This window comes from Candidatus Solincola tengchongensis (assembly GCF_015711935.1).
Classification (GTDB): Bacteria; Actinomycetota; Geothermincolia; order Geothermincolales; family RBG-13-55-18; genus Solincola_A; species Solincola_A tengchongensis.
Genome location: NZ_JACVJJ010000062.1, coordinates 20,501 through 44,082 on the forward strand (window position 1 = coordinate 20,501; position 23,582 = coordinate 44,082).

18 protein-coding genes, 2 tRNA genes and 1 other RNA gene are annotated in these 23,582 nt (G+C 64.8%); 16 read left to right on the forward strand and 5 right to left on the reverse strand.

Features of this window, described 5'->3' with window-relative positions; genetic code table 11:
• Positions 1-354 precede the first annotated feature (354 nt).
• From secA to H7007_RS05620, 9 genes are all read left to right on the forward strand, one after another.
• Positions 355-3,018, forward strand: a complete 2,664-nt coding sequence (gene secA, locus H7007_RS05580) for a preprotein translocase subunit SecA (RefSeq protein ID WP_287153758.1) — start codon at positions 355-357, stop codon at positions 3,016-3,018.
• Positions 3,019-3,353: 335 nt separating this feature from the next.
• Positions 3,354-4,440, forward strand: a protein-coding gene (gene prfB, locus H7007_RS05585) for a peptide chain release factor 2 (protein WP_502754847.1) whose coding sequence is annotated in 2 segments (ribosomal slippage) — positions 3,354-3,386 and positions 3,388-4,440 — 1,086 coding nt in all. Because the reading frame shifts where the segments join, the coding sequence is not laid out codon by codon here.
• Positions 4,441-4,813: 373 nt separating this feature from the next.
• Entirely contained in the window at positions 4,814-5,560 is a 747-nt protein-coding gene (locus tag H7007_RS05590) for a phosphatase (RefSeq protein WP_287153760.1), read from the forward strand.
• 62 nt (positions 5,561-5,622) lie between these two features.
• Complete coding sequence (locus tag H7007_RS05595; RefSeq protein WP_350340621.1) at positions 5,623-6,465, forward strand: transketolase; 843 nt, start codon at positions 5,623-5,625, stop codon at positions 6,463-6,465.
• Entirely contained in the window at positions 6,462-7,427 is a 966-nt protein-coding gene (locus tag H7007_RS05600; protein ID WP_287153763.1) for a transketolase family protein, read from the forward strand. Before H7007_RS05595 ends, H7007_RS05600 begins: the two co-directional genes overlap by 4 nt.
• A 6-nt stretch (positions 7,428-7,433) precedes the next feature.
• On the forward strand, positions 7,434-8,117 hold the full coding sequence (gene ftsE, locus H7007_RS05605) for a cell division ATP-binding protein FtsE (protein ID WP_502754848.1): 684 nt from the start codon (positions 7,434-7,436) through the stop codon (positions 8,115-8,117).
• Positions 8,110-9,009, forward strand: coding sequence for a permease-like cell division protein FtsX (gene ftsX, locus H7007_RS05610; protein ID WP_287153765.1), 900 nt, complete (start codon positions 8,110-8,112; stop codon positions 9,007-9,009). The genes ftsE and ftsX overlap by 8 nt, the downstream gene beginning before the upstream one ends.
• Before the next feature lie 30 nt (positions 9,010-9,039).
• Complete coding sequence (locus tag H7007_RS05615) at positions 9,040-10,356, forward strand: S41 family peptidase (RefSeq protein ID WP_287153767.1); 1,317 nt, start codon at positions 9,040-9,042, stop codon at positions 10,354-10,356.
• Positions 10,357-10,891: 535 nt separating this feature from the next.
• Positions 10,892-11,581, forward strand: coding sequence for a sulfite exporter TauE/SafE family protein (locus H7007_RS05620; protein WP_350340620.1), 690 nt, complete (start codon positions 10,892-10,894; stop codon positions 11,579-11,581).
• Positions 11,582-11,719: 138 nt separating this feature from the next.
• Here the strand turns inward: H7007_RS05620 and ssrA are convergent.
• Positions 11,720-12,070, reverse strand: a transfer-messenger RNA (tmRNA) gene (gene ssrA / locus H7007_RS05625).
• Between the two features lie 802 nt (positions 12,071-12,872).
• Between ssrA and H7007_RS05630 the strand changes: the two genes are divergently transcribed.
• Entirely contained in the window at positions 12,873-13,661 is a 789-nt protein-coding gene (locus tag H7007_RS05630) for a cation diffusion facilitator family transporter (RefSeq protein WP_287153768.1), read from the forward strand.
• Positions 13,662-14,249: 588 nt separating this feature from the next.
• Here the strand turns inward: H7007_RS05630 and smpB are convergent.
• Positions 14,250-14,747 carry an SsrA-binding protein SmpB gene (gene smpB, locus H7007_RS05635; protein WP_287153769.1) on the reverse strand — a complete coding sequence of 166 codons (498 nt, stop codon included), beginning with the start codon at positions 14,745-14,747 and terminating at the stop codon, positions 14,250-14,252.
• Between the two features lie 841 nt (positions 14,748-15,588).
• Between smpB and H7007_RS05640 the strand changes: the two genes are divergently transcribed.
• Positions 15,589-16,305 carry an MBL fold metallo-hydrolase gene (locus tag H7007_RS05640; protein WP_287153771.1) on the forward strand — a complete coding sequence of 239 codons (717 nt, stop codon included), beginning with the start codon at positions 15,589-15,591 and terminating at the stop codon, positions 16,303-16,305.
• Between the two features lie 471 nt (positions 16,306-16,776).
• Here the strand turns inward: H7007_RS05640 and H7007_RS05645 are convergent, their stop codons facing one another.
• Positions 16,777-18,387 (reverse strand): GMC family oxidoreductase, encoded by a 1,611-nt coding sequence (locus tag H7007_RS05645; RefSeq protein WP_287153773.1) that lies wholly within the window; start codon positions 18,385-18,387, stop codon positions 16,777-16,779.
• Positions 18,384-18,791, reverse strand: coding sequence for a hypothetical protein (locus tag H7007_RS05650; protein WP_287153775.1), 408 nt, complete (start codon positions 18,789-18,791; stop codon positions 18,384-18,386). Before H7007_RS05650 ends, H7007_RS05645 begins: the two co-directional genes overlap by 4 nt.
• A gap of 456 nt (positions 18,792-19,247) precedes the next feature.
• On the opposite strand from H7007_RS05650, the gene murI reads away from it, so the two are divergent.
• From murI to H7007_RS05670, 4 genes are read left to right on the forward strand one after another with little or no spacing between them, the layout of a single operon-like run.
• Positions 19,248-20,072, forward strand: a complete 825-nt coding sequence (murI, locus tag H7007_RS05655) for a glutamate racemase (RefSeq protein ID WP_287153777.1) — start codon at positions 19,248-19,250, stop codon at positions 20,070-20,072.
• Positions 20,063-20,830, forward strand: coding sequence for an MBL fold metallo-hydrolase (locus H7007_RS05660; protein ID WP_287153779.1), 768 nt, complete (start codon positions 20,063-20,065; stop codon positions 20,828-20,830). Before murI ends, H7007_RS05660 begins: the two co-directional genes overlap by 10 nt.
• Positions 20,823-21,575, forward strand: coding sequence for a ribonuclease PH (gene rph, locus H7007_RS05665; protein ID WP_287153781.1), 753 nt, complete (start codon positions 20,823-20,825; stop codon positions 21,573-21,575). The genes H7007_RS05660 and rph overlap by 8 nt, the downstream gene beginning before the upstream one ends.
• Positions 21,572-22,198 carry an XTP/dITP diphosphatase gene (locus H7007_RS05670; RefSeq protein WP_287153782.1) on the forward strand — a complete coding sequence of 209 codons (627 nt, stop codon included), beginning with the start codon at positions 21,572-21,574 and terminating at the stop codon, positions 22,196-22,198. Before rph ends, H7007_RS05670 begins: the two co-directional genes overlap by 4 nt.
• A 166-nt stretch (positions 22,199-22,364) precedes the next feature.
• Here the strand turns inward: H7007_RS05670 and H7007_RS05675 are convergent.
• Positions 22,365-22,440: transfer RNA gene (locus tag H7007_RS05675), tRNA-Gly, on the reverse strand.
• A gap of 681 nt (positions 22,441-23,121) precedes the next feature.
• Between H7007_RS05675 and H7007_RS05680 the strand changes: the two genes are divergently transcribed.
• Positions 23,122-23,199, forward strand: a tRNA-Pro gene (locus H7007_RS05680).
• The last annotated feature ends 383 nt before the right edge of the window (positions 23,200-23,582 follow it).

Genomic DNA, 23,582 nt, shown 5'->3' on the forward strand with positions numbered 1-23,582 from the left:
CCGTCCGGAACATCCATGGAAGAAAATGGGCGGTAAGAAATAAGTCGTCCGGGAAAAGGCTCCCTTCCGCCGGACGTAACCGGGCGGAATGCAGAGGAGTGCATTCCGTGGAGGTAGAGGGCAACCGAGAATTCGAAGGTTGCACCCGGCAGGGGGAAAGGGTCTCGTTTCCTGAAAGGCCAATTATAAGCGTCTTACCAGGACGGGATGAGAACCCGACACGCCCATCGAGTGTAGAATATGAGGAGAGAGTGGCGGGCCCTGTAGGAGGGATATATCCGCCGGATACATGGGCCCTTACCCTTGTGAAGATGCGCCGTAAGATGCCGTGGAGCCCGGGAGGAGGAACGGAGGATGCTCAAGGCGCTGGGCAAGGTGCTGCGCATGGGGGAGCGCAAGAGGCTGGAGCAGCTGGAGGAGACCGTCCGGCTGGTGAACGCGCTGGAACCCGAGGTGCAGCGCCTGAGCGACGAGGAGCTGCGGGCCAAGACGGGCGAGTTCAAGTCCCGCTTGGAGCGGGGTGAGTCCCTGGACGACCTGCTCCCCGAGGCCTTCGCCGTGGTCCGGGAGGCGGCGGTGCGCACCCTGGGCCAGCGCCATTTCGACGTCCAGATCATGGGCGGGATCGTCCTCCACCAGGGGAAGATCGCGGAGATGAAGACCGGCGAGGGCAAGACCCTGGTGGCCACCCTGCCCGTTTACCTCAACGCCCTGGAGGGGAAGGGCGTGCACGTGGTCACGGTCAACGACTACCTGGCCCGCCGGGACAGCGAGTGGATGGGGGCCATCTACCGCTTCCTGGGCCTCTCCGTGGGGCTCATCCAGGCCCAGATGCCCAAGGAGCAGCGGCGTAGGGCCTATGCCGCCGACGTGACCTACGGGACCAACAACGAGTTCGGGTTCGACTACCTGCGGGACAACCTGGAGGTCTCCCTGGCGGGGATGGTACAGCGCGGGCACCATTACGCCATCGTGGACGAGGTGGACTCCATCCTCATCGACGAGGCCCGTACCCCCCTGATCATCTCCGGGGCGGCCGAGGAGTCGGCGCGCCTCTACCGGCAGTTCGCCTCCATCGCTCCCCGCCTCAAGCCGGGGGTGGACTACGAGGTGGAGGAGAAGACGCGCACCGTCTCCGTCACCGAGGAAGGGATACGCAAGGTGGAGGCCATGCTGGGGGTGGACAACCTCTACGATCACCTCAACACCCCCCTGGTGCACCACCTGCACAACGCCCTGAAGGCCAAGGAGCTCTACCGCCGCGACGTTGATTACGTGGTCACCGACGGTCAGGTGGTCATCGTGGACGAGTTCACCGGGAGGCTCATGCCCGGGAGACGGTGGAGCGACGGCCTGCACCAGGCCATCGAGGCCAAGGAGGGGCTGCGCGTGAGGCAGGAGAACCAGACCTTGGCCACCATCACCCTGCAGAACTACTTCCGCATGTACGAGAAGTTGGCGGGCATGACCGGCACGGCGGCCACCGAGGCGGCGGAGTTCGAGGAGATCTACGGCCTTGAGGTGGTGGTCATCCCCACCAACCTCCCCATGATCCGGGAGGACAAGAACGACGTCATCTATAAGACGGAGGAGGCCAAGTTCCGGGCCGTGGTGGAGGATATAGCCTCCTGCTACGAGCGCGGCCAGCCGGTCCTGGTGGGGACCATCTCCATCGAGAAGTCGGAGCGCCTCTCGGCCATGCTCCGCAAGCGGGGCATCCCCCACCAGGTGCTGAACGCCAAACACCACGCCCGGGAGGCGGAGATCGTTGCCCAGGCCGGCCGCCTGAAGACGGTGACCATCGCCACCAACATGGCCGGCCGGGGAACGGACATCATGCTGGGCGGCAACCCGCGTATGCTGGCCCAGAAGGAGCTCCTGGGCCGGGTGGAGATGGACGAGGAGGCCTGGAGGAGGACGCTGGAGGAGGAAGGCATCCCCTGGGAGGAGTGGGAGCGCAAGCTGGCCGAGGTCACGGCGCGCTGCGAGGAGGAGAAGAGGAAGGTCATCGAGCTCGGCGGGCTCTATGTCCTGGGCACGGAGAGGCACGAGGCGCGGCGCATCGACAACCAGCTCCGGGGCCGTTCCGGCCGCCAGGGTGACCCCGGCGTCTCCCGCTTCTACCTCTCACTGGAGGACGACCTCATGCGCGTTTTCGCCTCTCACACCGTGGCCTCCCTCATGGACCGCCTGCGCCTCCCCGACGACCTGCCCATCGAGAACAGGATGGTCACCCGGGCCATAGAGACGGCGCAGAAGAACGTGGAGGCCAACCACTTCGAGATGCGCAAGAACCTCCTCAAGTACGACGACGTCATGAACACCCAGCGGGAGGTGATCTACGGGGAGCGGAGGCGCATCCTGGAGGGGGAGGACATCCATTCCCGCGTGCGAGAGATGATAGAGGAGGTGATCGGCTCCGCCGTGGCCGGTCACGTCGACGCCGAGGCCCATCCCGAGGATTGGGACCTGGAGGGCCTCTTCCGCTATCTGAGGAGCGTTTACCCCGTGACCTTCGAGCCCTCCCAGATAGACCTGGACAGCGTCACCCCGGAGGCCCTGCGCGACGCCCTGGTGGAGGACGCCCTGGAGGTCTACGAGCGGCGGGAGAGGGAGTTCGCCGAGCAGGGCCAGGACATCCGGGAGCTGGAACGCCTGGTCATGCTGCGGGTCATCGACAACCGCTGGCGGGACCACCTCTACGACATGGACCACCTCCGGGACAGCGTGGGCCTGCGCTCCTTCGCCGGCCGCGACCCCCTGGTGGAATACCAGAACGAGGCCTTCCGCACCTTCCAGGAGCTCATCTTCAACATCCAGGAAGAGTTCCTCCGCTACATGTTCCATGTGCGCCTGGCCAGGGTGGAGGAGAGGCCTTCCCTGCGCGTGGTGGAGGGGGAGGGCGGAAAGCGGGGGAAGAGGGCCGAGCCCGCGCGCTCCCAGAAGGTGGGGAGGAACGCCCCCTGTCCCTGCGGTAGCGGGAAGAAGTACAAGCACTGTTGCGGTAAGAGCGCCTGAGAGGACCCCTTCGCGCCGCGAAACGGGGGGTTTCGCTTTTTCAGCCTACGGGGAGGCCGCCGTTTCTCGCCCGTCCGGCGGGCTCGGGGCGCGTTCGGGCCGGGGAGCGAGAGGAGGGTCCGGCGAGAGAAGGCTGGAGATTCTCGCCTCTCACCGGGTCTGTTGATGGCGTTTGACGTGTCCTTTGGGGGGCGCGGAGCGGACGGGAGATCGTCCGGAAATCCCCTACGACTTATGTGATTTCGCCCGTTGAGGCCGGAAGGTCACCGTTCTGTGGTATCCTTCATTCCGCCGTTCAATGGTAACGAGCCCGAGGTTGGAAACCGGAGGGAGATATGGGAGAGGTTGGAGAGAGGCTGGAGAAGATAAAGGAGTATCTTTGACATCGAGGGCAAGAAGGCGCGCCTCGCCGCCCTGGAGAAGGAGGTGACCCGCCCCGACCTCTGGGAGGACCAGGAAAAGGCCCGCCGCCTCCTGGCCGAGCTTTCCGCCCTGAAGGACGTGGTGGAGCTGTGGGAGAGGCTGTGGTCGGAGGCCGGTGACCTGGAGGAGCTGGCCCTGCTGGCCAGGGAGGAGGAGGACGCCGGCCTGGCCGAAGAGGTGGAGCGGGGGATGCAGCGCCTCAGGCGGGAGATCGACCGCCTGGAGGAGGAGAGCCTGCTGGCGGGGGAGTTCGACTCCCACGACGCCATTGTGAGCATCCATCCCGGGGCGGGCGGCTTGGAGTCGCAGGACTGGGCGGAGATGCTCCTGCGCATGTACCTCCGTTGGGCGGAGAACCGGGGTTTCAAGGTGGACCTCAACGACGTGCAGCCCGGGGAAGGCGGAGGCATCAAGAGCGCCACCTTCACCGTGCACGGCCGCAACGCCTACGGGCTGATGCTGTCGGAGAAGGGTGTCCACCGCCTGGTGCGTATCTCTCCCTTCGACGCCTCCCGCCGGCGGCACACCTCCTTCGCCTCCCTGGACGTTATCCCCATGCTGGCCGAGGAGGAGCGGGTGGAGATCGACCCTAAGGATCTGCGCGTGGAGACCTACCGCTCAAGCGGTGCGGGAGGCCAGCACGTCAACGTCACCGACTCGGCGGTGCGCATCACCCACCTCCCTACGGGTATAGTGGTCTCCTGCCAGAACGAGAGGTCCCAGATCCAGAACCGTGCCACGGCCATGCGTATCCTGGAGGCCCGCCTCTTCGAGCTCGCCCGCCGGGAGAGGGAGAAGGAGATCGAGAAGCTGCGAGGGGAGAGGAAGGACATCGGTTTCGGCAGCCAGATACGCTCCTACGTCCTGCACCCCTACCGGCTGGTGAAGGACCACCGGACGGGCATGGAGACGGGCAACGTGGATGCCGTGCTGGACGGGGAGTTGGACGAGTTCATCGACGCCTACCTGCGCTGGAAGGCCGCCGGCTCCTCCAGCTGAGGGATGCCCTCCCTTTCCCCCGGTAGCCTCAAAGGACAACGAATGCCAGAGGGCGGTTTCGACGCCGGAGGAAGCGTTCCCCTCGTCTGGAAAACGGGCCCAGAAGGGGAGTCTCCGGCGGAGGCATGGTCGAGCGGGAAGCGCCTCTCCGGCGGGCGGATAAAGCGGGAAGCAGAGGGATGGGGGAGAGCGGGTGGTGGGAAAGGCTACCGGATAATGAGGGCCTTCCGCGTAGGTCACGCGTAATGTTCCGCTGCGGAGGGAGCGGGATCGGAAGAAAGGTCTTGGCTTGACGTGCTGTTCTCACGCGCCGGCTTGCTCGACTTTTTGGTCGGGTGTCCGGCGCGAGCGGCGACATCCGGAGGAGGATCAGGTGGAAAGGGGAGATTACCGGATAAAGGTGGACCTCCACGTGCACACGGTGTCCAGCGGGCACGCCTACTCCACGGTGGAGGAATGCGCCCGCTGGGCGGCGGAAAAGGGGCTGGAGGCCATCGCCGTCACCGATCACGGCCCGGCGGTTCCCGGTTCAGGTAATATTTACCATTTCTGGAACCTCAAGGTGATCCCCCGCCGGCTCCACGGGGTGGTTATCCTACGCTCCGTGGAGGCCAACATCCTGGACACGGAGGGTACCCTGGACCTCCCGGACAAGGTCCTGGCCGCCCTTGACGTGGTCCATGCCGGGCTGCATCCCTACACCGGATACCAGGGGGAGAGCGTGGAGGAGAACACCGCCGCCCTGCTCTCCGCCGTCCGCCATCCGCTTGTGGACATCATAGTGCATCCCGACAACCCCGCTTTCCCGGTGGACATGGAGGCGGTGGTGGAGGCGGCGGTGCGGGAGGGGAAGGCTCTGGAGGTGAACAACAGTTCCTTCACCTACACCCGTAGCGGGAGCGAGGAGAACTGCCGCCGCATGGTCCGTCTTCTGGCGGAGAGGAAGGGCCTGGTGGCGGTGGGGAGCGATGCCCACGTGGCCTCCTTTGCAGGAGAATTCGGAGAGGCGATAGAAATATTACGCGAAACTGACATGGCTCCGAGCAGCGTGATAAACTACTCCATCGAAAGGCTGGAGGAATTTCTGGCGCGGAGAGGGAAGCAGCTGCGCCTGGAATGAGGCCGGCCGGCGAGCCAGAAAGGCGTGAAGATATGAGTGCCGTGCGCCCGGAGACGGAAGGGATGGTCTTGGAAGGGACGGAGGCAGACGAGCTCAGGAATAAGCTGGAAACTATTTCCAGAGAACTGCGGAAGGACATCGTGCGCATGATCGGCCTTGCCGGGAGTGGGCACCCCGGAGGCTCCCTCTCCTGCGTGGAGATCATGGCCTGCCTATATTTCTACAAGATGAGGCACCGCCCGGAGGAACCGGAATGGCGCCTCCGCGACCGCTTCGTGCTCTCCAAGGGGCACGCGGCGCCCGCCCTGTACGCCGTCCTGGCCCGGAGCGGGTACTTCGACCGGGAGGAATTGTGGCGGCTCCGCCGTCTGGGTTCCATGCTCCAGGGCCACCCGGACCGGCTGCGCACCCCCGGGGTGGAGATCTCCACCGGGTCTCTGGGACAGGGCCTCTCCGCCGCCTGCGGCATGGCCCTGGGGTTGCGCATGGACGGGCTTCCCTGCCGGGTATATGCCCTAATCGGGGACGGGGAGAGCCAGGAGGGAGGGATCTGGGAGGCGGCCATGCTCGCCGCGCACCAGCGGCTGGACAACCTCACGGCCATCCTGGACAACAACGGTTTGCAGATCGACGGGCGCTGCTGCGAGGTGGTGGACCTGGGGGACCTGCCCGCCAAGTGGCGGTCCTTTGGCTGGGAAGTGCAGGAGGTCGACGGGCACGACGTCCTGGAGGTCTGCGCCGCCCTGGACCGGGCGGACGGATCCCTTGGCCCCAGCATGATCATCGCCCACACCATAAAGGGCAAAGGGGTCTCCTTCATGGAGAACAACGTGGACTTCCACGGCAAGGCACCGACCCGGGAGGAGATGGAGAGGGCCCTGAGGGAGCTGGAAGAAGAGATATGACTGAGTGGGAGCTGCGCTATACCCGGGACGGGTACGCCGATGCCCTGCTGGAGCTTGGCGAGAAGGACCCGCGCATCGTGGTCCTCGACGCCGACCTGGCCAAGTCCACCCAGACGGAGAGGTTCAAGCTGCGTTTCCCGGACCGTTTCGTGGACTGCGGAGTGGCGGAGCAGAACCTCATGGCCACCGCGGCCGGGCTGGCGGCCACGGGGAAGATAGTCTTCGCCTCGACCTTCGCCATCTTCGCCACAGGAAGGGCGTACGACCAGGTGCGCAACACCATCGCCTATTCCGACCTCAACGTCAAGATATGCGCCAGCCACGGGGGCATCACCGTGGGGGAGGACGGCTCCTCACACCAGGCCCTGGAGGACATCGCCCTCATGCGGGCGGTGCCGCGCATGAAGGTGGTGGTGCCCGCCGACTATTACGAGGCGAGGGAGGCGGTGAAGGCCGTGGCCTACCTGGACGGCCCGGCCTACGTGCGCCTGGGGCGGCCCAAGGCACCGGTGCTCTTCAGCGAGGACTACCGCTTCCGATTCGGGAAATGCCTGCTCATGCGCCCGGGGAGGGACGTCACCATCATCGCCTGCGGGTACTTGTTGCACAAGGCCCTGCAGGCGGCGGAACTCCTGGCCGATGAGGGTATAGAGGCCGAGGTCCTCAACCTGCACACGGTGAAGCCGTTGGACCGGGAGGGCGTCCTGGAATCGGTGGCCCGCACGGGGAGGGTGGTGACCTGCGAGGAACACACCGTTCTGGGCGGGATGGGAAGCGCGGTGGCCGAGCTCCTCGCGGAAGAGATGCCCACGCCCATGCGCATGGTGGGCATCCGCGACCGTTTCGGCGTCTCCGGGTCGGCGGAGGAGCTGGTGGAACATTTCGGGCTGGGCGCCCGTCACATCGCCGAGGCGGCGCGCCTTCTCTGTCATGGAGATAACGGCGGAAAGACGAGGAGATGATGCGTTTTGATCAGGATGCGTAGGGTGACCAAGATCTACAAGGGCAACGTCTACGCCCTCGAGGACGTCACCCTGGACGTGGAGAAGGGGGAGTTCGTCTTCCTGGTGGGTCCCTCCGGCTCGGGCAAGACCACCCTCATCAAGCTGCTGATCAAGGAGGAGGAGCCCACCAGCGGGCAGATCTACATCGCGGACACGAACATAAACCAGCTGCGCAAGTGGAAGGTCCCCTACCTCAGGCGCAAGATCGGGTGCGTCTTCCAGGACTTCAAGCTCCTGCCCCACAAGACGGTCTTCCAGAACGTGGCCTACGCCATGGAGGTGACGGGCAAATCCCGCCGCCTCATCGAACAGCAGGTGCCGGAGGTGCTCAAGCTGGTGGGGCTGGGGCACAAGCTGGACGCCTTCCCGGACGAGCTGTCCGGAGGGGAGCAGCAGAGGGTGGCCATCGCCCGCGCCTTCATCAACCGGCCCCCCATCCTGCTGGCCGACGAGCCCACGGGAAACGTGGACCCCTCCCTTGGGGTGGGTATAGTGCGCCTCCTGGAGAAGATAAACTCCACGGGCACCACGGTCATCGTGGCCACCCACGACAAGAACATAGTGGACGCCTTCCGCAAGAGGGTGATCGCCCTGGAGAACGGGCGCATCATCCGCGACCAGGACAGGGGCGTGTACGGCTATGAATAAGATAAAGTACTTCGCCGGCGAGACCTGGGCATCCCTTCGCAAGAACATCATCCTGGCCATAGCCGCCATCGCCGTGGTCACCGTCTCCTTGGGGATCCTGGGCCTGGTGGTCATGGGCTGGAACATGTTCAGCAACATGATCAAGAACGCCGAGCGCAAGGTGGGGGAGGTGGACGTCTACCTCTCCGACCTAACCACCCAGGAGGAGCTACAGGCCATCGAGGCCTTCCTGGCCTCCATCCCGGAGGTGGATGCCAAGTCCATCTACTTCAAGAGCAAGGACGAGGCCCTCCGGGAGTTCAAGGAGCGGTTCAAGGACCAGCCCGAGCTCTGGGAGTACATCGACGAGAACCCTCTTCCCAATTCCTACCAGTTGATGACCAAAGACCCCAAGGACGTGGGCGTGGTGGTGGGAAGGATCAACAATGAGGCCCCCTACCGGGAGCGCATCGAGGACATCAAGTCCGCCAGCTCGGCCATCGAGAAGCTGGAGAACATCTTCGACAAGTTCCGCCAGATAGGCACGGTGGCCGTCATAGCCCTGGCCTTGGTGGCCGTGCTCCTGGTCTCGGTAACCATCCAGGTGGCCATCTTCGCCCGGCGCAGGGAGATCGGGATCATGAAGCTGGTAGGAGCCACCAACTGGTTCATCCGCTGGCCCTTCGTCCTGGAGGGGGTGTTCGAGGGGCTCTCGGGTTCCCTGGCCGCCATCCTCGTGGTCATGGCGGTCAAGGTGTGGATACTCGACCGGCTCATCGAGAGCCTCCAGTTCCTGCGGCTCTCCTTCTCCTCCGGGCTCTTCGCCGTCCTCGTCCCCTGCATCCTGGTGGGCGGCGTGGTCATCGGGGCCCTGGGAAGCGCCTACGCCCTGGGACGCTTCCTCGAGGTGTGAGAGCAGGACCCTGTTCCGCGGGGGAGGAAAATGCAGCCGGGCCCCGATCTCGCCGACGAAGGGCAGAAGCGCCGGGACCGGCGCATCGCCGTACTCGCCGTTGTCCTGTCCCTGCTTCTCGTGGGTTCATGTTTCGCCGTGCCCTATCTGCTCACCTCCTCGGGACGCCGCTCCGGCGGCACCTCATCCGGGTCTCAGGGGCGTGGAACGGCGGAATCCTCCGATGAGCTCCGGAAGCTCCTGCTGGACAGCGATTCCTTCCGGCGGGCGGAGGACATCGTGGAGGGCAACTACGTGGAAGAGGTGGACGAGGAGGAGCTCCTGGAGGCCGCGGCGCGGGGGATTCGCCGCCTCGCGGAGTCCGGGGCCGACAGGGAGCGCCTGGTGGCGCGGGGGGTGGAGTCCATGCTCGATTCCCTGGACGACCCCTTCACCGCCTTCATGAACGCGGAGCAGCTGGAGATGCTGGATACCCAGCTCTCCGGCCATTTCTCGGGCATCGGGGTGGCCATGCAGAAGGTGAAGAACCAGATACGCGTGGTCCAGGTGCTGGAGGGAACCCCGGCCCAGGAGGTGGGGATACGGGAGGGGGACATCGTCCTCGAGGTTGACGACAGGGATGTCACCCATATGGAACTGGACGAGGTGGTCATGCTCATCCGGGGGCCGGAGGGGACCACGGTGCGCATCGGGGTCTCCCGTCCCGGGGAACCGGACATCCTCCGCTTCGACATCATGCGCCGCAGGATCGAGATCCCGGTCATGGAGACGGAGGTCAAGGAGGGAGGGGTGGGTTACATCCGCCTCACCGACTGGACCCAGGACGCCGCGGAACGCCTGCGGGAAGCCCTGGCGGACCTGGGGGCAAAGGGTGTTTCCTCTCTGGTCATCGACCTGCGCTCCAACCCGGGAGGTTACATGGAGCCGGCCATCGAGGCCGCGGATCTCTTCCTCCGCGACGGGGTCATCGTCTCCTCCAGGGGACGGGTTGCGGGGGTGAGCCGGGTTTACGAGGCGGACGGGGAGGTCTCCTGGGACCTTCCCGTTTACGTGCTGGTCAACCGTGGATCGGCCAGCGCCTCGGAGATCTTCGCCGCTGCCCTGCGGGAGAACAACCGCTGCCTCTTGGTCGGCGAGGCCACCTTCGGGAAGGGCTCCATCCAGCAGATCTTCCGCCAGCCCGACGGGACCGGCATCCGCCTGACCATCGCCCGCTATTACACCCCGCGGGGAAACAACATCGACGACCAGGGCATCGCCCCGGACTTCCCGGTGAGGAACCCCCTGGTGGGCGGGGAGGACCTCCAGCTGCAGAGGGCCCTGGAGGCGGCCCGCGGCACCCGCTAGGAGGCCCCGAGGAAACCCGGTGCGAACAGCCAAAGCCGCCGGGGCATCGCCCCGGACATCCGCCACTGCGAGAGAACCGCTACCCATATCCCGGTGAGGAACCCCCTGGTGGGCGGGGAGGACCTCCAGCTGCAGAGGGCCCTGGAGGCGGCCCGCGGCTCCTTGAACCCATACAATTGCGTCCCCAGGTTGAATGTTCGGAAATGCATGAGCATAAGTCCCCAGGTTGAATGTTCGGAAATGCATGAGCATAAAAGACCTCCGACTGTGGATGGGCGGTTGAGAGATTTCCTTCAGCCTTGTTGCATCCGGTGCGGCGGAGAGCCCGTCCTCGGGCGGGGTTGCATTGCTGCAGTAATTAAATATAATAATATTTAATTATATTTGATGATGACGAGTATTTCCTGGGGTTGTGGCCGTAGGAGAGCACGGTTTTCATCTCGGGGTTTGGGAAAATTGGAGGACATATGCCGCATAACATTTTCTTTTTCGCTCTGGTCGGTTTTTCGCTCAAATAATCGACGGAGCCATCGGTATGGCTTATGGGGTGATCTGCGACACGGTGCTTCTTAGCCTGGGAATTCCCCCACGACTTTCCAGTGCCAGCCTGCATGTATCCGAGGTATGCACGACGGGAGTCTCCGGTCTCTCCCACTTCACCTTTCGCAATGTGAAAAAGGAATATTTCTTCCGGCTGCTCATACCGGGGGTGCTCGGGGGAGTCTTGGGAGCTTATCTCCTGGCCGATGTTCTCGACGGTGAGCGCATCAAGCCCTTGGTCTCGTGTTACCTGCTGATCATGGGCGTGGTCATCCTGTACAAGGCTTTCCGTCAACCGGTGCATAAGGTCACCGACGCACATCTGTTCCTGTCGAGCTTGGGAGTGGTGGAGGGATTCTGCGATGCCATAGGGGGCGGAGGATGGGGTCCCATAGTGACCTCCACCCTTGTGGCCAGGGGCAACAACCCCCGTTATGTGATCGGGTCGGTCAACGCCACGGAGTTCTTCGTCACCACCGCCCAGTCGATTACCTTCTTCCTCACGGTATCCAACATCGATTGGTGGATAATTCTCGGCCTGGTCATCGGGGGCGTAGTGGCAGCTCCCTTTGCTGCCTACACGGTGCGCAAGGTGGCCACGAGGCCTTTGATGCTCCTTGTCGGCGGCTTGGTGGTGACGCTGAACCTCCGCGCCCTTATCCCTTACCTCCTGCGCCTTTTTTAAGGGTTGAGGAACTATAGAGGCGGCTGTCGATGGGTGTTTTGAACCGGGATGTTTCGGTGGCATGCTCCGACCGCTTGGGGATGGAATGGATAATATAAAATAAAAAAACCCTTCCACTGGAAGGGTTTTCCTTAATTATGGTGGAGGCGGGGGGAGTCGAACCCCCGTCCAGAAATCCGACCGCGTGGGCTCTACGAGCGTATCCGCCGTTTCAGGTTTCACCTCCGGTTCGCCCGGCGAACGGCTCGCCGGAAGCTATCCCGGATGGTTTGTCCTCCGGCCTTTACGGGAGTAGGGCCGGAGCGAGCCCGCTGGACGACGCCCCTTCCCCGGTCGCGGGCCTCCCGGAGAGGGACGGGCCGCTTCTATTAAGCGGCCAGAGCCAACTCGCTGTCGGCGTCTATTTGTTTTCCCGCTTGCTCACGGGGCGCGGGCCCCCGGCTCGCTCCCACTGCGGCCGCCGATCCCTGTCGAAGCCGTTTCGCCCCCTCTTTTCAAGCTGCGCCTTCAAGTACATTTTACACCTCGTTGACCGCAAATTCACCCGCCGTGACGAACCCGCACGAACGGCGGCAGGCTTTTTGCGTCCGTGACAAAAATCGGTCTCTACCGTGAGGAGCAGGAAACCCAGAATCCCTTTCGAACCCGATCGTGCTTGAAAGAAGATCACGGCTTCATCGACCGATCCTCGAGCCTCTGGAGCACCATGCGAATGAGGATTCCCCCGAGCGGTGAAGGACATCTCCTTCTTCCTTCGATAGCGCCCTCCTTTCCGTCCATGACCGGGCTGTCCGGCCTGGGGGAGGGCTTCCCCATCCCCTTTCACGGCCGGGGGCGCCGGCCAGGGCGCTACGGAGATCCCCCAAAGGCGGACGCCGGGCGAGATCCGTTCCCCCGAGCGGTGAAGGACATCCCTTTTTCGTGCGAGGACCTCGGGTTTGAACGGGGATCGGCAAGGCGTTATAGTGTTTCGATCTTTAATGCGCCGGCCAAGGGTATACGGTGACGATCGGGAGATCCTTGCTTTCGGCGGAACAATCCGCCGATGACGACCTCGAGGGGGGTTCGCCCTCAACGGCCTCGTGCGCCGTTTCGGATGCGCACGCTCAACGCCTCGCCTCCCGAGCCTGCCCGCCTTTACCCGCCTCGGATATGGTAAGCTAACACCCATAAGGCCGGATGGCCGGAGCTCGCAAGATGCGGCGGTATTGCGGTCCGCGCGAGCCGGCGCATAGCCTCCGTCGAGTTCCTCGCAGGTGTTTCGTGGAAGGATACGGCGCCTCCCGCATTGATGTTCCGATTGCTGGGGGCCGAGGACCTGAGAAAGGCGGTCGCCGGGTTGCGGCGCATGGAAGATCGGCCCCGGGACGTGGATTGGCAGAAGATAGAATACGAGGCTTCACGGGGTAAAGCCTGCATGGGCGAGCCCTGTGCCGTGAGCGACAGAGGAGAAGCGGAAAGGCTCTACAGGAGGGGCCTGCGCCTCGAGTATTTCACCCTGGCCTACAACCTGCTGGAGGCGGCGGCATCCATCGGTTTCGGCCTCCGGGCGGGAAGCATAGCCCTGGTGGGTTTCGGCCTGGACAGCGTGGTGGAGTCGCTGAGCGGGTTGGTGCTCGTCTGGAGGCTGCGCATGCACGGGAAGGTCTCCGGCGAGGAGGAGCAGAGGGTGGAGAAGAGGGCCATGCGCCTCGTGGCCGTCACCTTCCTGGTCCTGGGTGTCTATATCCTCTACGAGTGCCTGGATAAGCTCATCGGGAGAGAGGTACCGGAACCATCGCTCCCGGGGATGGTCATCTCCGCCCTTTCCCTGGTGGTCATGCCTTTCCTCGCCCGGTGGAAACGCCTCACAGGGGAGAGGCTCGGAAGCAGGGCCCTGGTGGCCGATTCGCGCGAGACTCTGGCCTGCGCTTTCCTCTCCCTTTCCCTCTTCGTCGGCCTGGGCTCCAATTACCTCTTCGGCTTCTGGCAGGCGGACCCGATTGTCGGACTGGCCATAGCGGCCTTCCTCTTCCGGGAGGGAGCCGAGGTCTGGGGGGAAGCGGGGGAGGAGGGAGAGGAAGAAGGGGAAGGAGGCTAGGAAGGCGGGCAATCCAAGGAGGAGTGGCCAAAGGCCTCCTATGCAATGGCTGAACGCCGGTCCGATAAGGGTTCCGCTGTTTTTCGAAGCGTCCTGTCTCTCAAAGGACACAGGACACCGCTTTCCTTAGCCGTTATGGGGGAGGATGGGTGGCCGGACGCAGATCCGGGAAGATCCCGCCGCCGGTCAGGCCGCTCTATTATTTTATGCATTTCCTGCCGCAGGAAGCCGCTTGCCTTCCCGGTTGGTGGAGAGGAAGAGTAGCTGGGCATCGGTCCAGGGAGATTCAACCGAAGGTGCAGGCCGTTTTTAACCCTATCGCTGAGAGGGTGCGATGAACGCCTGGTCGCGGTCTCCAACAAATTCGCTCTTCATGCATGGCCGGGAGCGAAAGCCACTTTCTTGGGAAGAATTACCTTGATCCCCTGCCACGAATATCCGTAAGGATACTTATTGGATAGCGAAGTCCGAGTTTCCACGTATGGCCGTGAGGGGGGTCCGCTCTGGAGGGCCCTGCCCTGGGGATGAATATTTATCGGGGACTCCGGACGCGGGGAGAGGGGGCAAAATGTCGGGGAGGGGAAGCCCCTATTCTCGGGATAGATGCCTCCCGCTCTCCTTCAGGGCACGCTCCAGGTCGCGCCGGCTCTCGCGCTCCATTATCTCGCGGCGGCGGTCGGCCTTGGCCTTGCCCCGGGCCAACCCAAGTTCCACCTTTATCTTGCCCTTCTCGTTGAGGTAGAGGCTGAGGGGTACAAGGGTATAGCCCTTCTCGGCCACCTTGCCCTGCAGGCGCCGTATCTCGCCCTTGTGCAGGAGGAGCTTTCTCTCCCGGCGTGGTGGGTGGTTGAACGCCCCTCCATGGCTGTAGGGTGCCACGTGCATGTTCTCCAGGTAGACCTCGCCGTCCCTGACCCTGGCGAAGCTGTCTCGCAGGGAGGCCTTTCCCTCCCGTATGGACTTGACCTCCGAGCCGAGGAGGGAGATGCCCGCCTCCATCCGTTCCTCGATGAGGAAATCGTGCCTGGCCTTACGGTTCTCGGCCAGGGTCTTCACCCTCTTCGCAGACTGGTTCTTCCCGCTCATGGGGAAATCATAACCCAGCAGGGGCGTGGAAGGACAGGAAGCGGGAGGTACCGGGCGAAAAATGCGAGGGAGGGTTCGATGATGGCCTGGAGGACGGGTTGGGATCCCTTCGTAGGGAGGGATAGCGCGGGAGGACAGGCAACGGGAGGTACCGGGCGAAAAATGCGAGGGAGGGTTCGATGATGGCCTGGAGGACGGGTTGGGATCCCTTCGTAGGGAGGGATAGCGCGGGAGGACAGGCAACGGGAGGTACCGGGCGAAAAATGCGAGGGAGGGTTCGATGATGGCCTGGAGGACGGGTTGGGATCCCTTATGGGAAGGATAAAGTGGGAGGTGTAATGGGTAGGAGAGTGTCTGGAGCGGGGCATGTACGCGCTGCCCCTTGCGCGGTCGGGAAGGGCAATGCCCCTCGACAAGTTCAAGGTAAGAGGCGCGGGAGCCCAGGGTTCCATGCGCACTGCGGGTGGCATGGCGGCGCATTTGGCGTCGTCGCTTCGCTTGGGGAGACGCGGACCTCGCATAACCCATACCGGTGTCGGCGGAGTGCATGGGGGCCCTCCGGCGGAACGCGGGCCCGGTCCACCCGGCCCCATGCTCCTTATGCTGGTAATCGGCGGGTTCCGGGGTTATAATTCGTCTCCGTGCACGGTCGGCTGCGGCGAGGACGTGCCTCCGGGAAGGGCTCCCGTCAAAGAGAGGGGGATTCGCCGCGGGCCGGCCGGTCCGCACGGATGGGATTGCCCCGTTAGGCATGGAGTAATAACCTGGTCGTGACGAGGTCGAAGAGCGTGGTTGGCGGATGCCCGCAGTAGGCGGGCGGAAGGAGGGGAGCGAGGTCGAGATGCCCATTAGCCTGACCCGGGACATCTACCGGCTGGCCAACTCCTTCGGATCGAACATCTATCTGGTCACCGGGAACGGGCTCACCCTGGTGGACGCGGGGTTTCCCGTGGACCTGCCGGCCATCCACATCGGGCTGCGCAGGATGGGCGCTTCCCCCCGCGACCTGGAGATGGTGGTGGCCACCCATTACCACGGGGATCATGTGGGGACCATCTCGGGTCTGAAGCGCAGGCACGGGGTCCTCGCCGCCATCCATGAAGACGATGCGCCATACGCGCGCGGCGATATCCCCTACGAGCGCTTCGAGGTGGAGACGTCACGACTGGTCTTCTACACCGCCCTCTGGCCATTTTTCCGCTACCGCGCTTTTCCCGTGGACCGCCCTCTGAAGGAGGGCGACCGCCTGGACCTGGCCGGAGGGCTGGAGGTGATCCACACTCCCGGACACACGGCGGGGAGCATCTGCCTCTATTCCTCCCGCCGCGGAGTGCTCTTCAGCGGGGACCTCCTGCGCAACGAGGGCGGTATCCTGGAGGGCCCCCCACCGCAGTTCACCCCCGACCCGGAGGCGGCGGCGCGTTCCCTCCTCCGAGTGAGGGAGCTGGATTTCGAGATCCTCCTCCCCGGTCACGGGGAACCCATACTGGGAGGAGCCGGAAAACGTTTCCGCAAGGCGCTCGAGGAAGGGCTTATATGGCCCCTCAACGGTGCATGACCCTGTTTTCCGTTGACCCTCCGGGTTTCGGAAAAGCCCGAAACCGTCACTGGAGAAAGTCGTCCGCGCACGACATGAACTCTCGCCTCCCGTGGGCCCTCCGAGGTTTAGGGGAAAAGCGGGGTGCCCCTGCCTTTCCCCGGTCCGCGGGCCTATGCGAGCTGTGTGCGGAGGAAAGCCGTCACCGGAGGGGTCCCTCCTCACCGACCCCTCGGCATGAACCCGAAGCTGGTTTACGTGTCGTCCATGAGGCCATGGAGTGGGTGCGATGCCTCCATTGAGCCAATCATCGGGAAAAGGAGATGAGAGGGTTGCGCAAACCGGAGGGGCCCCGAGTTGCAGACCCGAGCCGGATAAGGGTCCAAGGGTATCGAACCGCGAGACTTGGTTGACCGCGGCCTGTTGCCGGTCGTCCGCGCATCAAGTAGGGTGTTTTCCGCGAGGGAAAGCGGACGTACCGTAACCGCAGGCTCATGGGACGGTCCTCGACCTGCCGCTTTCCGCGCTCCTCCTCCGTTCCAGCCATTCCGTCAGCCGCCCGGGCTTTTGCGCCGGGACTCGCGGTTGGCGCAGGCGCTCGTCGATGAAACCGGCCGTGCGTACGGCCAAGGCCATGACCGTCAGCTGCGGGTTGACCCCCAGGGAGGTGGGAAGGACGCTGGCGTCGGAGATGTAAAGGTTTTCCACCTCCCATGTCTCGCCGGTGCTCTTGACCACCGACCATTCCGGGTCGCCGCCCATGCTGCAGGTGCCCATGGGGTGATAGGCGGAGAGGCCGTAGATCTCCCCCCGGCGCAGGCGGTGCCGGGAGAGGCGTGAGAGGTCGCGGGGGGAGGTCAGTTCACGGTAGCCGGCTATGGGGGTGTAGACCCTCCTGGCCCCGGCGGCGAACCAGATCTCGGCCATGAGCACCACGGAGCGCTTCATCCTCTCCAGGTCCCCGGGCCCGAGGCGGTAGAAGGCCAAGGGCTGGCGCGCGGAGGGTCCGGCCGTGACCCGGCCCCGCGAGTCGTGTTCGCTGATCATGGAGCCGAAGGTCCCGCAGTAGGGATACAGGCGCATGGCCTCGGCGTTCCTGCGCCCGCCCCAGGGGAGGCTCACGGACATAACGGGGGGCGGCAGGGTGACCCCCTCGAGCATGATCCCCTCCGGGGCGAACTCGTCCACATAGGTGCTCTGCGGGATTCCCCTCGGGTTACCGGTCCTCTCCTTGAGCAGGGCCATGGTGGCCCCGCAGGGGTGGATGGAGAGGTTCTCGCCCACCCGGCCGGAGGAGAGGCAGATACGGTTGTGCAGGAGCAGGGAAGGGGTCTGGAGGGCCCCCGCGGCGAGCACCACCACCCGGGCGTAGACCTCCAGACGGAAGCCGTTCCTCTTCCCCCCGGCATCAAGGAAGTGCCCCCTTATCCCCACCGCCCTTCCTCCGCGGACCAGCACCCGTTCCGCGCGGCAGCGGGTGTAAACGTCCGCGCCCGCCCTCACCGCGTCCGGTATCCAGGAGACGTTGGCGCTCTGCTTTGCCCCGGAGGGGCAACCGTAGGCGCAGACGCCGTAGCCCTCGCAATCCTTGGCGTTGCGGGGCAGGAAGCCACCGGAGTAGCCCAGGGACCTCGCGCTCTCCAGGAAGAGGAGGGCGTTCCTCCCCGCCACTTCCGGATCCGCCCTCTTCACGAAGAGGTATTCCTCGAGGGCGGAGTAAAGGAGGTTCAATTCCTCCTCGGTGATGTCCCGGAGGCCGTTCTCCAGGTGCCAGCGCTTGAGGACGTGCCGCGGGATGCGCAGGCAGGTCCCGGAGTTCACCGTGGTGGTGCCGCCCACGGTCATCCCCTGGGGGACGACCACCACCGGGAGGCCAAGGGTCACCGTCTGGCCGGCGTCCCGGTAGAGGCGCATGAGGGCCTGGGAAGAACGGAAATCGAAGTCCTCACGGCGGTACCAGGCTCCTTCCTCCACGACCACCACCCGGTATCCGGCTTCGGCCAGCTCCTTGGCCACTGGGGCGCCGCCCGCGCCGGAGCCCACGATGACCACGTCGGCCTCCCGCCGGACATCCCCGGACACCTCCTCCGGGCGGACTATCATCGGACCACCTCCCTCCGGAGCGCCTCCTCCCTTAAGGCCCGCACCTCGAAGCCCAGAGCCTCCTGCACGTCATCCCGTCCGTAATAGGCCAGGTACAGAGGCGTGCTCAGAAGGGTGGGCACCGCGTTGAGCAGCAGGGACCGGCTGGAATAGAGGGATTCCAGGAACTCCTCGGCCTCCGCCGGGCGCAGGGAATACAGGGAGCGGCGGAAGCGCAGCCGGCACAGGGCCTCAAGGAAGAGGGTCATGGCCAGGTAGAGCAGGCGGAAGGCCGGCGTGCCCGAGGATATGAACTCCCGGCAGAAGGCGGCTACCTCATCAGGGTCGGCGGCGGGCAGGTCATGCGAGGTGACCAGGAGCACGGGCACCAGTCGCTCGATACGCCGGAGTATCGATTCCCTCATCCCAAGACCTCCCTTCCTTTCCCCAACTTCCCCCTTCTTAACTTAAAGGGAGGTTGGCGCCGCGGTCAAACGTGCCGGAGGTCATTCCTCTCGTTCCCTTCGTCCCGACGGCTTTTTTTCTTACCTTGCCGGGATGAGAGAGAGGTTTCTCAAACATTTTCCTCCCGGCAAACGTCTCCCGAAAGGATACGGCACCATCGGGCAAACAGAAGAGGTCGGAGAGCTCGCTCTCTACGCCACTCGGTTCCGGCGGGCGCCTTCGGGTCTGAGATGAGCCGAACGGCAGCCCCCTCCTCCTGCAGGAGCGAACAGCTCGGGAGGAGGGAGGTGGTGGCCCTGTGGCGAAAGGGGTTGTGCTAAGGTTGTGCTAAAATCAAGGGATGTTTTGAGGAAGACGCAGTTTAGCGCGGCCGTTGGGGCTCGACGCCCGAGCCTCCGGCCGCCTGGAGGTGTGAGTTGAACGCCGCGCCCCTGGGCATGTTCGATTCCGGTGTGGGGGGATTGACCGTGATGCGGGCGGTGATGCGCCGCCTGCCGCGGGAATCCATCATCTATTTCGGGGACAACGCCAGGGGGCCCTACGGGCCGCGGGAGATCCCGGAGATAAGGCGCTTCGCGCTGGAGATAGCGGCCTTCCTCGAGTCCCTGGGGGTGAAGATCATCGTGGTGGCCTGCAATTCGGCCACCTCCGCCGCCCTTCTCGACATCCAGAGGAACTGCTCTGTGCCCGTCCTGGGGGTGGTGGAGCCCGGGGCGCGGGGAGCGGTGCAGGCCACTCGCAACCGCCGCATAGGGGTGATCGGCACCCGGGCCACGGTGCGCAGCCGGGCCTACCAGAAGGCCATCCATGCCCTGGACGCCGGGGCCCACGTGCATTCCCGGGCCTGTCCCACCCTGGTGGACTTCGTGGAGCGGGGTGAGGTGCGCGGGCCTCGGGTAGAGGAAGAGGTGCGGCGGTACCTGGCCCCCTTGAAGAAGAGGGGCGTGGACACCTTGGTCCTGGGGTGCACCCATTATCCACTCCTCCGGGAGGTCATCGCCCGGGAGATGGGGGAGGGGGTGCGGCTGATAAGCTCCGACGAGGAAGTGGCTCGGGAAGTGGAGGAGAACCTGGTCCGCAGAGGATATCTCAAGAACTCCGAGGAGCCCCCCACCTACCGCTTCATGTGCTCGGGGGACCCGGAACAGGCCGTCTCCCTGGGTAGGATCTTCCTGGGTCCCGAGGTGGAGAGGGTGGAGAAGGTGGAGCTGCCGCTGGGAGGGTGGAGGCCATGGTCCTGACCGTCCTCGGCGCGTCGGGGACCTATCCCCGGCCCGGAGGGGCCTGCAACGGATTCCTCATCCAGGAGGGAGGATATTCCCTGGTCATCGAGCTGGGAAACGGTTGCCTCTCCAACCTCCTGCGGGAGGTGGAGCTCACGGCCATCGACGCCGTGGTGGTCACCCACATGCATATCGACCATTTCGGAGACCTCTACCCCCTGTATTACGCGCTCCGCTTTCACCCCTTGAGGCCCTGGGGGCTGCGCCTCATCCTCCCCGAAGGGGGCCTGGAGCTCTTGGGGTGCATCCTGGGGCGGGAGGCGCGGGAGTACCTGCCCATTGTCTTCCGGGAGGAGAGGCTGCAGGAAGGGGTGGATTATGAGGTGGGAGGGATTAGGCTGCGGGCCTTCCCCACCCGTCATCCGGTTGAGGGGTATGCCCTGCGGGTGGAGGGGGACGGATGGGCGCTGGCCTATTCCTCCGACACCTCCCCCACTCCCTCCATCGAGGAAGCTGCCCGTGATGCGGACCTCTTCATCTGCGAGGCCACCCTTCCCGATTCCTACCGCGAGGAGGCCTCCCACGGACACATGACCTCCAGGCAGGCGGGCGAGGCGGCGCGCCGTGCTGGGGCGCGGCGCCTGCTCCTCACCCATATATGGCCCACCTTCGAGCCGGAGGAGGTGCTCGCTGAGGCGGCCGAGGCCTTCGGCGGTGAGGCGGAGGTGGCCCGGGAGGGTATGCGCATTCTCCTGGGAGGTGGAGGGGATGGTTAGGAGGGACGGGAGGCGGCCCGATCAGCTGCGTCCCATACGCATGGTGCGCGGCTACATCGCCCATGCCGAGGGATCCGCCCTGGTGGAGATGGGGAACACCAGGGTGATATGCACGGCCACCCTGGAGTTCAGGGTGCCCCAGTTCCTGCGGGGCTCGGGGAGGGGTTGGATAACCGCGGAATACGGGATGCTCCCGCGTTCCACCCGAGAGAGGATGAGCCGGGAATCGGTGGTGGGAAGGCAGGGAGGGCGCACGCTGGAGATACAGCGCCTCATCGGCCGCTCCCTGCGGGCGGTGACGGACATGGAAGCCCTTGACGAGTACACCATCTGGGTGGACTGCGACGTCATACAGGCCGACGGGGGCACGCGTACCGCGGCCATCAACGGCGCTTACGTGGCCCTCCACGAGGCCTTCCGCCGCCTGGTGGACGAAGGGAGGCTGAAGGAGGTCCCCTTGGCCGACGCCGTGGCCGCGGTCAGCGTGGGCATAGTGGACGGCGTGCCCCTCCTGGACCTGGACTTCGACGAGGATGCCTCCGCCGAGGTGGACATGAACGTGGTCATGACCGGGAAGGGTGACCTGGTGGAGGTACAGGGAACGGCGGAGAAGAGGCCCTTCTCCCGGCGCGAACTGGAGGAACTCCTCGAGCTGGCTCACGCGGGCATCGGGAAGATATTGGGCCTGCAGCGAGCCGTCCTCTTCTCCGAGAGTAGGGAGGCCTGCCTGGAGGACGCGGGATGAAGGAGATCCGCTTGGCGGTGGCCACTCGCAACGCGGGCAAGATTAGGGAGATACGCAAGGCCCTGGAGGGGCTCCCGCTTCGCCTCCTGACCTGCGAGGACTTCCCGGATTGGCCCGTCCCAGAGGAGGAGGGGAGCACCTTCGAGGAGAACGCGCTGGAGAAGGCGGAGAGCCTGGCCCGCTTCTCCGGGCTCCCATCCCTAGCCGACGACTCCGGCCTGGAGGTGGATGCCCTGGACGGGGCGCCCGGAGTGAGCAGCGCCCATTACGCGGGGAGGCACGGCGACGACGCCGGGAACGTGGCCCGCCTCTTGACGGAAATGGAAGGAATTCCCAGCGAGAGGAGGGGGGCGCGTTTTGTCTGCGTCCTGGCGCTGGCCGGACCCCGCGGGGAGAGGCGGCTTATCAGGGAGACCTGCGAGGGGCGGATAGCGGAGGAGCCTCGCGGCGAGGGAGGTTTCGGCTACGACCCGGTCTTCGTCCCGCGGGGACATTCTCGCACCATGGCCGAGCTCACGCTGGAGGAGAAGAACGCCCTCAGCCACCGCGGCAAGGCCCTGCGGCGCCTGCGGGAGCTCCTGGAGCGCGGGGAGCCCACCTGGCTCTTCTCCGACCCTTCTTAATGTCCGCCAGGTTCTATAAAAACGTTGCGCATGCGATGGACGCCGGTGGTAGGGATCTTGAATACCATCCGGATGGAGCGGTGTTCGGCGGATGGTTTCAGTGCCGGTAAGGCATCGAGAACATTGATTGCGTGCCTTCAGGGCGCTAGGGGCGGGGAAAAGAAAATGGAGCGGGAGACGGGCCTCGAACCCGCGACCTAGAGCTTGGAAGGCTCTCGCTCTTCCACCTGAGCTACTCCCGCTCGCGCCCGCCGAAGGAACTCCGGCGAGAGTAATTTTAACACAACCGGGAGCAATGGATTGAAGAGCCACCTTCCCGGTCTACCGCAAGGGGGCTGGGGTGCGGATGCGAGGGAAGCGATGCGAGGGTAGCTTGCGGAGATCTCCTTTCCGCAGGCTGGCTTTTCCGCGTGCTGGGGCTTGTCCGGCGAGGTCCGTGCGGGGAGAAGGTTCCTTTGGCCGGGTGAAATCGACTGATGCGGCTTGTGTTCGGCACATCGGACAGTGGTGGGCCGAATGGGCGGCTCACGACCGTTACGGAAAGGCCCGATGTAACGGCTCAGGGGACCGGTACCAGGGCGGCGACTGGCGAAGGATTCCTTTCCCGCTGCAGGCGTTATCCGGTGAAGCCGTGTTGAGGGTCCTTACCCGCGCAAACCGGCCCGCAAAGGCGTCCGCATTCGGCAGGAGGTATGGGAAACGCGGCAGCGGCCCTTCGCGCCACCGGTGCCGGGCGGCGCGGCCCGAAGTACGGATCTTCGGGTGGAGATGCCGGATTCGGCTCATGAGCTCGTGTACCGTCCATACCGACGGGGCTTTTGGGCAACGGGGCGGTAAGGCGTGTGGGCCTTATTCCCGCGCTGGTTGTCGTTAATGCGCGCGGGCCTTATTTCACGCAACGCTTATTGTTATAATCATTCCGTCGGGGTGTGGCGCAGCTTGGTCAGCGCGCATGCTTTGGGAGCATGAGGTCGGCGGTTCAAATCCGCCCACCCCGACCAGATTTTACCAGGCAACTCCACGCTCGATGTCCGTGGAGAAGGGGGAGACGGGCGAGAGGCTTCATGGGGATCCCTTGCCGGCACACACACGACCCTCTGCGCCGCCCGGCGGGTTCAGGGAATTCCATGGGGTTGCCGGCGCCCGGGTAAGAGACGGATCCGGTGTGGCGGGGAGGGCCGTCACGTAGAAGGCACGGCTCCCCGCGGCGGGGTGATCTCATGCGAGGCCGCGCGGCGTCGCGGCCCCGAGAGGAGGGAGGGCGAGAATGGTCGTGGAGAGGGGCTGGTTCATCCCCACCCTGCAGTTCGGTCCCCATGACGTCTTCCTGGTCGAGGACTGGGAGGAGACCCCGGTGGGGCCTTACCGGGCGGTCTTCCACTTC